Origin of the sequence: Enterococcus sp. AZ128 (genome assembly GCF_051714485.1) — a bacterium.
In the GTDB taxonomy this organism is placed as follows: domain Bacteria; phylum Bacillota; class Bacilli; order Lactobacillales; family Enterococcaceae; genus Enterococcus_A.
In genome coordinates this window covers 217,195-229,981 of record NZ_JBIORZ010000001.1, presented here as the reverse complement: position 1 = coordinate 229,981, position 12,787 = coordinate 217,195, and the positions used below count along the sequence as shown (strand labels likewise).

The 12,787-nt window shown below is 38.6% G+C and carries 14 protein-coding genes; 2 read left to right on the top strand and 12 right to left on the bottom strand.

The window, feature by feature from the left end; all coding sequences use genetic code 11:
• Positions 1-30: 30 nt before the first annotated feature.
• Positions 31-837: a 4-hydroxy-tetrahydrodipicolinate reductase gene (gene dapB / locus IGI38_RS01015; protein WP_438725684.1), complete on the bottom strand. Its 807-nt coding sequence runs from the start codon at positions 835-837 to the stop codon at positions 31-33.
• Positions 838-930: 93 nt separating this feature from the next.
• Positions 931-1,578, bottom strand: coding sequence for a hypothetical protein (locus tag IGI38_RS01010; RefSeq protein ID WP_438725682.1), 648 nt, complete (start codon positions 1,576-1,578; stop codon positions 931-933).
• A 349-nt stretch (positions 1,579-1,927) separates the two neighbouring features.
• Here IGI38_RS01010 and IGI38_RS01005 point away from each other — a divergent pair, with 349 nt between their 5' ends.
• Positions 1,928-2,149, top strand: coding sequence for a hypothetical protein (locus tag IGI38_RS01005; RefSeq protein WP_438725680.1), 222 nt, complete (start codon positions 1,928-1,930; stop codon positions 2,147-2,149).
• A gap of 37 nt (positions 2,150-2,186) precedes the next feature.
• Here the strand turns inward: IGI38_RS01005 and IGI38_RS01000 are convergent, their stop codons facing one another.
• Genes IGI38_RS01000 through IGI38_RS00990 form a run of 3 tightly spaced genes read right to left on the bottom strand, consistent with a single transcriptional unit; the run spans position 2,187 to position 5,344 of the window.
• Entirely contained in the window at positions 2,187-2,822 is a 636-nt protein-coding gene (locus IGI38_RS01000; RefSeq protein WP_438725678.1) for a TetR/AcrR family transcriptional regulator, read from the bottom strand.
• Between the two features lie 4 nt (positions 2,823-2,826).
• The gene (locus IGI38_RS00995; RefSeq protein WP_438725676.1) at positions 2,827-4,437 is read right to left on the bottom strand and encodes an ABC transporter permease; all 1,611 of its coding nucleotides are present in this window, start codon (positions 4,435-4,437) and stop codon (positions 2,827-2,829) included.
• A complete protein-coding gene (locus tag IGI38_RS00990) occupies positions 4,427-5,344 on the bottom strand; it encodes an ABC transporter ATP-binding protein (protein WP_438725674.1) in 918 nt (305 codons plus the stop codon). The genes IGI38_RS00995 and IGI38_RS00990 overlap by 11 nt, the downstream gene beginning before the upstream one ends.
• Positions 5,345-5,560: 216 nt before the next feature.
• On the opposite strand from IGI38_RS00990, the gene IGI38_RS00985 reads away from it, so the two are divergent.
• A complete protein-coding gene (locus IGI38_RS00985) occupies positions 5,561-6,205 on the top strand; it encodes a DUF998 domain-containing protein (protein ID WP_438725672.1) in 645 nt (214 codons plus the stop codon).
• 164 nt (positions 6,206-6,369) lie between these two features.
• Here the strand turns inward: IGI38_RS00985 and IGI38_RS00980 are convergent, their stop codons facing one another.
• The 7 genes from IGI38_RS00980 to IGI38_RS00950 form a co-directional block, all read right to left on the bottom strand.
• The gene (locus IGI38_RS00980; RefSeq protein WP_438725670.1) at positions 6,370-7,134 is read right to left on the bottom strand and encodes an acyl-CoA dehydratase activase; all 765 of its coding nucleotides are present in this window, start codon (positions 7,132-7,134) and stop codon (positions 6,370-6,372) included.
• Positions 7,122-8,300 (bottom strand): double-cubane-cluster-containing anaerobic reductase, encoded by a 1,179-nt coding sequence (locus IGI38_RS00975; protein ID WP_438725668.1) that lies wholly within the window; start codon positions 8,298-8,300, stop codon positions 7,122-7,124. Before IGI38_RS00975 ends, IGI38_RS00980 begins: the two co-directional genes overlap by 13 nt.
• A 519-nt stretch (positions 8,301-8,819) precedes the next feature.
• On the bottom strand, positions 8,820-9,317 hold the full coding sequence (locus IGI38_RS00970) for a GyrI-like domain-containing protein (protein WP_438725666.1): 498 nt from the start codon (positions 9,315-9,317) through the stop codon (positions 8,820-8,822).
• A gap of 108 nt (positions 9,318-9,425) precedes the next feature.
• Positions 9,426-10,721, bottom strand: a complete 1,296-nt coding sequence (locus IGI38_RS00965) for a sensor histidine kinase (protein ID WP_438725664.1) — start codon at positions 10,719-10,721, stop codon at positions 9,426-9,428.
• Between the two features lie 17 nt (positions 10,722-10,738).
• Positions 10,739-11,452: a LytR/AlgR family response regulator transcription factor gene (locus IGI38_RS00960; RefSeq protein WP_438725662.1), complete on the bottom strand. Its 714-nt coding sequence runs from the start codon at positions 11,450-11,452 to the stop codon at positions 10,739-10,741.
• A 166-nt stretch (positions 11,453-11,618) separates the two neighbouring features.
• Positions 11,619-12,272 carry a TerC family protein gene (locus IGI38_RS00955; protein ID WP_438725660.1) on the bottom strand — a complete coding sequence of 218 codons (654 nt, stop codon included), beginning with the start codon at positions 12,270-12,272 and terminating at the stop codon, positions 11,619-11,621.
• 92 nt (positions 12,273-12,364) lie between these two features.
• On the bottom strand, positions 12,365-12,787 hold the full coding sequence (locus IGI38_RS00950; RefSeq protein ID WP_438725658.1) for a DUF2000 domain-containing protein: 423 nt from the start codon (positions 12,785-12,787) through the stop codon (positions 12,365-12,367).

Genomic DNA, 12,787 nt, shown 5'->3' with positions numbered 1-12,787 from the left:
AAGCAGTTGCAAAAATAACTAAATTATTTTCTATAATTTTAAAACATCTGCAACCGAGTAATAGCCCGGTTCTTGTCCGGCTAAGAAAACTGCACAATCACATGCACCTTTGGCAAAACCGCGCCAATCCGTCGAATGATGACTAATTTCCAACCGTTCTCCAAAACCGCCAAAGTAAACAGTATGGCTGCTAGGTGTATTCCCCATTCGGACAGAATGATACCCTATTGAACCTGGTTTTCTTTCCCCAACTCCTTCACGACCAAAAACTGCCAACTCAGAAAATTCTGTCCCTAACTCATGAGCAATCAGTTTTCCCATTTCTTTCGACGTACCGCTTGGTGCATCTTTTTTCCAACGATCATGCATCTCCACAATCTCGATATCTGTTTCAGCGCCAACCGCAGCAGTTGCCAGTTGCAGCAGCCTATTCATAACATTTACCAGCTTAGATGTATTTGCAGCATATAACATCGGAATTTTCTTACCAGCTTGTCGAAATAAATCCATTTCTGCTGAATCAAAGCCAGTCGTTCCGCAGACCAATGGCTTTTTGTATTCTTTTGCCAATCGTAAAGTTTCTAGCCCCATTTCCTTTGTAGAGAAATCGATAATCACATCACAGGCCTCGATCACTTCTGTTAAATCATCTACGACCGGGACACCAAGATCACGTCCAAGTATCGTTACTTGCCCCAAATCTTGCCCAATATAATCGCGGCCCTTTGGACCCACTCCCGCAACTAATAGCAACTCTTCATCATCAGCTGCGATCTGCGTAATCAAGCGGCCCATTTTCCCTCGCGGGCCTACAATAATAGTTTTAATCAATTTCATTCCTCCTTGAATTACTGATAAAAACGATTTCAATAATAGTTTACCACGTACGATGAAAGAAAAAATCACTCGAGAAATTTATCTCAAGTGATTCTAAAAAAACATTCTTAAAAATGACCATAAATACCGCAATAGGCGAAATAGGATGAATAGGAGAAAGATATTTCCAAAGATGAAACTGACGGCATTGCCCGCACTAGCTTTTAAATTACTTAAAGTGAAGCGGCGTAAAAATCGCGGCATTGAGCTATAGCCGTTACGTTTCAATCGGAAACTTTCTTCATAGGTCAGATCTAGCATATCGTAATACACAATCTGCAACGGTTCTCTAGAAAAGAACGTTTTTGAAAAACCAACCATCATCGTGTACTGCTTATTATTAGAAGGTAAGTTTCGTACACCTTTTTTATTGATTCGAACCTTCTCATCAGCATCTACCACATTGTAGCTGTACTCTTCTTCTTCAATTTTGTGAATTTGTACGTCAGGTCGATTTTCTTCAAGAAAGGCTTGGTAGACTTGCGAAAATTTTTGCTGTTCTAAAAAAAGATAAACACCCAAACCCGCGATCAATATCATCAATAAAATATTTTGAAACAAATTATCTTGAAAAATACCGCTGTACGCCATGATGATAACTAAAGATACACCACAAATCACGATACGTTTCCAATAATAGTTTTGATACATAATTTTGATCGTCCGTTCATAATACTCAAAATCGGATACAGCAAAATTCATCGTCTGTTCCTCCCTTCATAAACTTCTTGTTTTTAGTATAGCGGAGCAAAAGAGTAGTGTCAGTCTATTTTATTCATAAAGAACTAAATGATTCATACCTTTAGACTAATTTAAATTTTTTTTGTGAGAATGATTTATTTTTCTACTATTCCCTTTTTTTCTATCCCATCGCGAGTATAATGAACATGTAAAACGATTACTATTATTCAGCTAATGGGTGCCGGCTCCACTCTGCACTACTGATAGATTCATTTTTTCTTTTGGTCCATTAGTGAAATGATCCACATACGACTTTTTTAGTTTTTATGTTTGGAAATTTGAGCTCTTATTATGAAAAAGGAGTACACTCATGAAAATCGCCATTATCCTTTCAACCATTCTACTTGCGTTAGTTAATTTCTATCTTTTTTATGTTTATTTCAAAGAAAAGAAAATTGAAGATAAACTAGAAAGATTGGCCGTGATGTTTGGCGCTAACATGAGTGTTCTTTTTGTCGACAGTTTGATTCTTTTCTTCGGCGCTTTAGCAGAAGAAGGCATGTTCCTGTTGGTAATCTTTAGTGATTTCTAAATAACAACCTGCGACTTCGATGAAGCCGCAGGTTGTTTTACTGTTGGACAAAGCCGTATTCAAGGATTTGTAGCTTACGTTTCAAGCGATCAATCACAGGCATCAAGTCTTCAATCGTTTTCCACTCAGGATGTTGAGCCAATTCTTGCTGAATCTTCGTAGTTTCGCTCGTTAAAACAGCATAGATTGTTTCCAATACATCCCTTTCTTGAACACCTTCTCGCAATGGAAGCTTGCTAATCACTTCATCGGTTAGTGTCATATTACGATTAACATCGGAATTGAGCCGTTCCGTCATTGCTCCCCGTAATGGTTCGGGAAGCAAAGGCATTTCAACATAGGCCTTCATCAAGAAATCAAACTCAATAGGGTATTTTAGTTGCAGCTCGATCTTATACTTTGTGGCATCTACCACCATTTCTAATAAATCAGAAGCTTTCGTCCAAACCGAATAATCAATCCGCTGATAAAAGAATTCTGATGCGTAAACATAAGTCGCTTGGTATAAACCACCCTTACTACCATAATAATGAAATAATAATCCTTTAGATACGCCTGCTTCATCAGCTATCTGGTCAGTCCTTGTCTCACGATAACCATACTGACCGAATAGTTTAGCACAAGTGGCCAAAATGCTTTTTTCCTTCTGGGGATCTTTTACTACTTCCTTCATCCTATCACTCCAAGTCCCGCTTATTGTAGCCTACAATGCCCAAAATCGTCAAAATCAGAAAAGCCGCGATTAGAAAAATCGTCACTTGATTATTGGCATTTTCTGTCGGAACTTTTCCAACCCATCCTAATGGCGAGATATTTGCCGTCTCATCAGAAAGATTCAGTAATGGACCAAACATTTTCACCAGGATACTAGTGGCTAGATAAATCCATAATGCATTTATCAATTTAGGGAAAGCGCCGGTAAAAAAAATACCGATCCCAATAAAAAACAAGACTGCTGGCAAAAATCCAAGCATTGTTTCCCAAAAATAGTTTATTGCGATTGGATGATCTAAGGTCGCATTCCCAATGAAAAACGTCCCAGCCAATATTCCTGCGAGCACAACCACACTTACAATCGTTCCTACACCAAAGTAACTAAGTGACAGCCGAGTCTTGGAAATGCTCTTCGAGTGCAGGATTTCAAGATATCCTTTTTTATCATCCGATTTCAAGCGAAAAATAATCAGAAGACCGCTGATAGCGGCTATTGCTACAAAGAATAACCCAAGCATATTCAAGTAATTGAGAATCAATTCTCTATTTGCCGCATTAATTTGAGTCACACCAAGAATTTTGCGATAGGTTGGATTACTGCCGATAATGTCGCCGATTGTACTGAAGATCGACCCATAAGCCGCTCCTAATATGAAACCACCAAAGATCCAGCCAAAGATACTATTACGTTCAACAGATAGAACCAAACCCAACGGTGAAGACAACAATTTCCCCGCTTTTGACTTTCCATTTCGTGCCGCAAAAATACCGCTGCCGATATCTCGCGTCTCTACGATTTTGATTGCGATTAGTAAACAAACCAAGCCTAATCCTAGTGTCAAAATAACCGGTAACCAATAATTGTGTGTATAGATTGCTGTTTTTTGAATCCACCCAACTGGTGATAGCCATGTCCACTCAGGATTCGTCACATCTGTCATCATTCGAACAATATAAAAAAATCCATACAAGCCATAACTCATGAAACTGGCACTGCGAGAATTATTAGCCAGTTGTGCCAGCAACAAACTAATGAATCCAAACATGATTCCAATACTGGCAACACTAACACCGAGTAAGATATCACCTTGCATAGTCGCACCATTCAAATCCGCTACGATCAAACTCACCACGTATAAAATCCCCATCACGCCATTGAGTAAAAGAATCTCAATAACAGTTGCATAAGTCGGTGCCAAACGTCCAACCGTTCGTGAGCGGACCATTTCCAATAATCCAGAATCTTCTTCCGCTCTCGTATTTGAGATCGCTAGTGAAATATTCATAAAGACCATAAACATTCCCATAAAGACCAGCATTTCGGAAGCAAATACATTGGCGGTCGTATATGGCTTCGTCGCTGAAAATTCACCAAAAAGCGAGACCATTGCTGGTGTTTTCAATGTTTCTACTATGGCATTGATATCTGTCTGAGTACCGAATAGAACATTGAACTTAGTAGCAGCCGATGCGAAAACACCAACTAAAATCGCAATCCAAATAAGATGCTTGATCTTGTTTTGTTTTAAGTTTGCTCGTAACAAGTAGACTGTCTTAGCTCCGCTATGCCTCATTAGAATCAGCCCCTTGTTTTTCATAATAACGCATAAATAAATCTTCCAATGTTGGTGGTGTCGAAATTAGATTAACGATTTGTCTCTCTGACAAAAATCCCATGATTTTCGTCATCTGTTCGCGATCTACTGAAAGTACCGCACGCTGATGCGTCTCATCCGAAAAATCAACTTTATGCACACCCGCTATCTGATTGATCCCATCTAAAACAGTCTTTGTTTCAACCGTGATCTCCATCCGAGTCAAATGACGCATCGATGCCAAATCACCTGTTTCAATAATCACACCTTCACGAATGATCGCGATTCGATCGCACATTTTTTCTACTTCCGATAAAATATGACTAGAAAGTAAAATACTTTTCCCCGCCTCTTTTAACTTCAATACTTCTTCTTGGAAAGTTTTTTCATTCAACGGATCTAAACCAGAGGTAGGCTCATCAAATATATACAATTCCGCTTCTTGCGACAATGCCGCCACCAACGCTATTTTCTGTCGATTTCCCTTTGAGTATGTCCGAGCTTTTTTCTTTGGGTCTAGCTGAAACTTTTCGATCAGCTCTTCCGTTTTTTTAGTCCGCTTTTGACCATTCAAACGTAAAAGCAAATCAATGATCTCACCGCCAGTTAAATTCGGCCAAAGATAGACATCTCCGGGTACATAAGAAATATCCTTATGTACCTCTGTATCGTCCTTCCAAACATCTTTTCCAAAAATCAGCGCTTCACCGCCAGATTTTTTCAGCATACCTAATAAAATCCGGATCGTTGTTGATTTACCAGAACCGTTTGGTCCAATAAAACCTACTACCTCACCTTTTTTTACATCAAACGTGACATTTTTCAATGCTTGAAATTTACCAAAATTTTTCTCTACTTTATTTAATGATACGATTTGATTTTCCAACGTTCTCACTCCTATTCCATACATGATCACTCGATACTTCAACTTTATATCGAGAGCATATACCCTTTTGACTAATGAGTCAATGACTAGTTAGTCAATTTGGATTCAGTTTTTTTCTGGACCCGAAAAAAATTGAAAAAGCTGTCAGATCCCATATTTCTCGTCTTTTAGAAAAATATGAAGTATCATGAAGAAAACTTTTGCAGGGAGTATTTGATGGTTATTCTGAAAAAAATTTCCCCACTATTTTTGATTCTCGCAATTATTGGGGATTTTTCATTACCTTATTATTTAGGTCAATTTTATCCTGGCTTCGATCAAATGACGATGATCATCAGTCAATTAGGCGAATCCACCAGCCCTGTACAATCCTATTTCAATAATGGTTCTATTGTTACTGGAACTCTATTCGTCTTATCAAGTTTAGGTGTCTACACTTTTTTTCAATCCAAATCCAAACGTTTGGCTCAGATAGTTGCAAGTGCAATCGCATTATATGGCTTCGGAGACTGTATTTTGACTGGCTTAGTAAAAATCAGCGATACGGCCAGTTTCTTTAGCCCTGCTTACTTTTTGCATGCCGCTTTCTCTGGAATCTCTATGGTAGCCATGATGTTTGTTCCTTTATTATTGGCCTATCAAGCTAGTCTGAATCAACAAAAATTCGTTGCACTTTTTTATTCTATCTGTTTGATTGCTTCGATCACAGCATTGATTCTATTTGCGGCCTATTATTTACCTCTTGTCGGTCGCCTCCTTTCTTCTACACGCGGTTTTTGGCAACGACTATCGTTGTTTTTCTTATATTTACCAGCACTTAGTATCGCTTTGAGGCAATTAAAAGCTAAATCACACGTTTAAAAATCTTTAGCGTCTGACTCATTTTTTCAACATTCACAAATCAAAACTAATGTCATTTTTGTAGTCATTCTTCATCACGCACTCTAGCCGACTAAACTTCACCTCACTCTTTAACGCTAGATAAGCAAAAACGGATGCGACTTTCATTGTCGCACCCGTTTTGCTTATCTTAATTTTTTGATTCCAATTTGTGCCGCTCCGATTGCTCCAGCATATTGGGATAGCTCGTCACGCTTAACCGGGGCTGCCACGTATTGCTCCAGAACTTTTACGAAGATCGCACTTTTGGAAAGGCCGCCAGTGAACAGTATTTCTTCACCTCTGACAGGCCTTAGTTTTGAATACTGGCTGCTGATCCGTTGTGCAATAGAATGGAGAACGCCTAATGCGATGTCTTCTCGGTCTTCCCCTTTTGAGATTAAACTGATCACTTCCGATTCCGCGAAAACCGTGCACATACTGTTGATCGTGACAGGCTTCGCATCCTGTACAAAATGATCCAAGGCTGAGATATCCTCACCCAATGTCCGCATCATCACTTCCACAAAACGTCCAGTTCCTGCAGCACAACGATCATTCATGCTGAATTCTATTACATTGCCCTTCCCGTTCAACTGAATCGTTTTACAGTCTTGTCCGCCAATATCAATAACTTGCTTCACTCCAGGAGACAAATAATCGGCCCCTTTACCATGACAAGTAATCTCTGTGACGACTAAATCTGCCGGAAGTAATTTCCTGCCATAGCCAGTCGTCACGAGCTTCAAGTCATTTAGCACGTAACTTCGTTTAAAATACTCAACCACATCTGACATCGCTCCTTTAGGATTTCCAGCAGTTGGAATCAGATATTTAGCAATCAATTCCTGATTGCTAAAAAGCACGCCTTTGGTTGTGGTGGAACCAGAATCTAAACCTATTGTGTACATACAGCCTCTTCCTCTAACATTTCGATAAACGCGGTTACGCGGGTGTTGATTTGTTCGATATCTGACGTTGAATAATCCGTTTCCAAATACATATACGGTGTATTTTTTTCTTCATTCAAGAAGCGTTTGATCTTTAAGGACTCCACGGAAAATGGAATACAGTTCTGTAAGACCATATCAATCACACCATCTACCTGATAGTCATCAATCATTTGACTCAGCAACTCTTTACGCGGCTGATTATTCGACATACACGCACAGCCGATATTGATATATTTATCCGTTAATGCTTGATACACATCTTCTTCTGCTTCATCAACTAACCGTTCCACAGCCTTTGCCACAGTACAATTTTCATAAGCAACGACTAATCCGCCATTTTCTTCAATCGCACGAATCACTTTTTCTGTCACGCCTCCCATTGGCGAGCCCGTTACTAATATCCGAGGTCTAGCATCCAAACGTTTCCCTGCTTCATATTCTTCTCTGACTTTAGCCGTCGTCTTTTCCAACATATCGATGACTTCTTCTTTATCAAATTTATATTGTGAACCATACATCACTTGGAAAATTTCTTGCCCAGTAATTGCCGGCGGATTCAATTGACCTAAACGATAGAAATTTTGTTTGGCTTGACGTTCGCGATTTTTCAACACGATTGCTTCCCGAATTTTTTCATCCGTGATTTCTACATCCAAAAAGTCCTCTAATTTTTCTTTAAAGCGCACCAGTTCGCTGTACCATAATTTTTTACTTTCCTCAGTATCTCGCATATGCGGCAATTGCATTAAATAGGTATCCTTGAATTCTTCCATGTATTCATACATTTTCTTCTTACCGTCACAGGTCGTTTCACCTACAACTAAATCAGAAAAATAGAAATACGGACATTTATCCGTCTTGCCGAAGCCGTAGCTAGATTTGATCAACGGACAAAGATTCCGCGGCAGATCTTCCTCTGCATCAGGGATCGTTTCATCTGAAGTCGAACATAAACTGATCTGGATCGCCCCGCCTGCTAACACCAATTCCTCTGGCATAAAGGTACAATATACACCCACAACTGGTTTGCCTTTTTCTTTGATCTCCTTAACTGTTAAAAATCCTTGTCTTCTCGCTTCGCCAAACTCATCAAAAATCTCTGGTAAACTTGTTCTTAATTCCATTTTATCCATTCCTTTCTCAATTGGAGGTATTAAAAAATTAGATTGATTTTCGCGCCCTCTTAGTTGGAATTTCTCTTAATAATTCCATCAAGTAGGCTAGCATACGCTTTGCACTGCAATTCATCGTTCTTTTCCTCCAACAGAAAAAGAGCATGCCAAAAAGCCTGCTCCTGGATAACTTCTATTTTAACGTATCCGAGGAGGAAAAATATTTAATTGACGCGCTTAGAACCTCTAAGTTTTGTGGCACTCAAAGTCATCGCTTAAACATTATTTCCACCTCCAGAAGTATTTCTAACATTTTCAATGGATGCTATCCTATTGCATCCTTAAAGTTTGTGTAAACACTTACAATTACTTCCTAAGTATAACGAAGAGAAATTTCTCCCGCAAGGCTTCCAAAAGAGAATCGTTCTCACTTCACGCATTCAAAAAGAGTGTTAAACGCTTATTTTAATACGCTCTTAAGAGCAAAAAGGCCAACATTACAGAATGTTGGCTCTTACTCTTTGCGACAAGCTATTTTCTTTTTATCGGAACCCAGATTTCCATATCTTCCCCTTGAGTATAAACTTCTAAGTCGGGTCCAGAAGAAGACATTTCCCCAGTCATATATCCTGTATTTAATAACTCATATTCTTCTGATTCTGGTCCCCATTTCGTCACAATTTCGATCTGCGTGGTCCCTGCTGTTTTGCCAGTACAAGGGAAAACTGCCCAGGTATTTGCTGGAACCTCTGCCTCTTCCATGTCTTCAGGAGTTGCGGCAGTTGTTGCGGCGGCGATATAGTAATCAAATTTCTTATTATCCTTTGGATCAACATTGTAAAAGCTTGCACCGATCACACCATACGGCTCACGATCGATCAAAGGGGCCACAACCTCATGCTTGTTACTGGAAATAAATTGATTCCAAAATGCTTCGCAATCTTTCATTCCTTGCTGATTGTCGTTGGTGGAGCTCACTTTCACGCCTGCTAATTTGAAACTGTCTAATTCTACAATTCGGTAGTCCATTTTCCATTCCTCCATTTATGTGTGTTTTTATATCTCTTTGCTACACTCATAATTTAGCATCTCAGGAGGTCTATTTTTGAAACTTGTCATGTTTGCATAGGTTTCCTGTTATGTTTGCTCAAATAAATTGAAGGTTAGTTTAAAAGAATAATCATCCGTCACATAATTCAGATTGCCATGATAAGCTTCTACGATTTGGCTGATTGATTTCATTCCTAGACCATGACTAATTTTATCTTTTTTACGCGTGTTAAAAGACCTGACTTTTCCATCCGTACTATTCTCACAGGAAGCAACCAACGAATGATTGAAATAGATCATTTTTAACTGTATATATTTCTGTGCATCACAATGTTCACAGGCTTCTCGAGCATTGTCTAAAATATTCCCCATCAAAGAAGATAGGTCGGCATCGGAAAAACCCATTGTTTCTGGACATTTAATTTCAAAATCGCAAGTGATTCCGTTTTGTCTGATTTTTTGATGATGCAAACGCAACAGAGCGTTCAATCCACCATGCTGAGTGAAAGAAGGGATTTCATTTGAATCTAATTGTTTGATCAGTTCATTGATTTGTTGATTCGCTTTCTGTTCTTTATTCCTATCCAAATAACCAACAATCGAATACATTTGATTTTTCATATCGTGCTTTATTTTTCGAACCTCTTGCTGGTGTTTTTCCACTTGCTGATAATATCCCTCCAACAACTCATGTCGTTGTTCTTGTAACCGATATTCTTGATTTTTCTTGGACATATTATCAAACATTTCAAAACCAATATAAAACAGAAGCAGCAACGCCCCTAACGCCCCCATCAATAAGAAATCTCTCAGCAAAAATTGGTTAGAAACCGTTACTCCTGTCATCAATAATCCCAAGGCAAAACTACAGATTAAGGCGATCAATAATTGGATAATAGAAAACTCCCGCTGTACAGAAATGCCTCTTTTCCTTCTCGCTGACCATACTGAAAAAATTAGAAGCAAGGTGAACAGCATCGCCAAACGATTTCCCATTTTTCCTTCGCTGACGAATCGCTGAAGTTCAGCAACCGATAGAAATACTCGCGCAAAAACAGTCATCATCCACTCGCTCATGATCGTGAAGACAACAAATAAGATGGCGACCAATCCTTTTTGATAAACCTTACCGCTATAAAAAAATTGTACACAAAATAAAAGAAGTAAAAGACTGATAAAATTATAAATTGGTCGAAATAAAACAGTACTATATTGGGTTACTAAATTATTGATAAAATAATACGGTACGACAATCAGATAAATTCCCAAAAAAAGGGTTTTTTTAGGAATAAAAGGTTTTACCGAAAAAAAGCTGGAAAATAATAACCCTAAACTTAAGGTAAGCATCACGGTAACCGGAATAAAATTTTCTAAAAAAGCCATATAGGATCGATCCTCCTTTATCGGGACAAAACAAATTGCTGGAAGTGTTCGTGAAAAGAAGTATGGAATTTTTTGCTGATTGGCAGCTTTTCGCCATCCTTCAGATACACAAAATTGCTCTCCACTGTACTCAACTGTTCAAAATTAATAATGATGGAAGTGTGTATCTGGGCAAAAAGGATTCCTTTCACTTGCTCGCGTGCATCTTTTAAGGTGCCATAATATTCATATATTTCACCATCCGTAGTATGAAGAAGAATCTTTCGGCCCGAGCTTTCAATATAACTAATCTGCGACAAAAAGAAGGTATAGATTTTTTTCTGTGACACAAATTGGAAGATCCCTTTGCGTTTTTGCAGATAACGAACCGCGGAAGTTACTATTTCCAATGCTCTATTCGTATCAAAAGGCTTAATAATGAATTGGAATGCCAAAACTTCAAAAGCCTCCGACATTAACTCTGCGTGGCTGGTCATAAAGATGATCACCGCATCCGGATCTGCCTTTCGAATTTGGGCGGCCGTCTCCAATCCATCGGTTCCGATCATTTCAATATCCAAAAGATACATATGAAAAAAATTCGGCTGCTCTGTCAGAAAATGCAATAACTCATCGCCTGAAAAAAAGACCTCCGCGTTGTATTTACTGGTTTCTCCATGAAAAACCTGATCAACAATTTTTTCAATTTGACCACTCATCAAGCGGTCATCATCACATATCGCTATATTCATTTCCATCTCCTTATTGCTAACGTTTTCTTAAGTATACCTGAGAAGTCTCCGTTGTTGTTTTCAAATTGTAACAATTCTGCTTATTTATTTGGGTTTCCTTTATAAAAAAAGGAAGACAAAAAAACTGCTGCAAATAAATTGCAACAGCGTTACTTTAATAGTAGTATTATGAATTTTTTTGATTAAACAGAAAATACATTCCCGTTAACAAAACACACGATGCAATTGAAATAATGTGCCCGTTGTTTAATCCTCTCACTAGATGATGAATGAAATGATCCTCTACCAACATTGTCCCTGCTGTGTATGCAATCAGCAAAGCGCCGATCCAAATCAACCAAGGGAAGCGGTCCATCAGCTTCAAAATGATTTGACTGCCAAAAATCACGATTGGAATACTAATGATCAATCCTAAAACAGCCAGCATAAAATGCCCATCTGCTACACCGGCGATTGCTAACACATTATCCAAACTCATGACCAAATCAGCAATAATAATCGTTCGTATTGCTGATAATAAGGAGGTCTCGCTCTTAATATCAGCTTCTTCGCCATTCGATTTCAGTAGATCATAAGCGATGTAAAACAACAAAATAGCGCCAACGATCTTCACATAAGGTACCGTTAATAATTCCACCGCAATCAGCATCAAAAGAATTCTTAATACGACCGCTCCCGCCGTTCCAATCACGATTGCTTTATTCTGTGAAGTTGAAGGCAGTTTACGTGTAGCCAGAGCAATCACCACCGCATTATCACCGCTTAACACCAAGTTCAACACAATAATCGAAAGAATTTTCGATATTATTTCAATATTCAAATAGACATCTCCTCAAAAAAAGTTCCTATCTAAAATACCACCTTTTGTTAAAAAAAGCATGAAAAGCGGCTGATGTCTTTATAAAAGCGTTTTTATCGTAATAGCGGCAAACTGCCAGTCAATTTATTCACTTGTTTCTTATTGCCAAAAAGTGTCAAACCAAAATAATCGATTGCTGATTCAGGGACGTCCTTCATTTTCTCAATATATTCGTCATAAGTTTTGCAGCCTTGTGCAACATCAAAAAAATCAACAACTGTTACTTTTTCAAATTTTGGTCCATAAAGGCGTTCACGCATATTCCGCAAGAATTCACGATTGCCTTTTAAGATCGGAACCGGAAATTCGATAATACCTTGGTGCTGATAGCCGCTTTGATCAAGAATAGCTTGACCAACGACTTCAGGAAACATTTTTCCAATCGTTATTCCCATAACCGCCGTACTATTCGCAATAATCCCTACTGGCATAGATTCATCCACTACCATCACACATTTTAACTCTTTATCCAACAT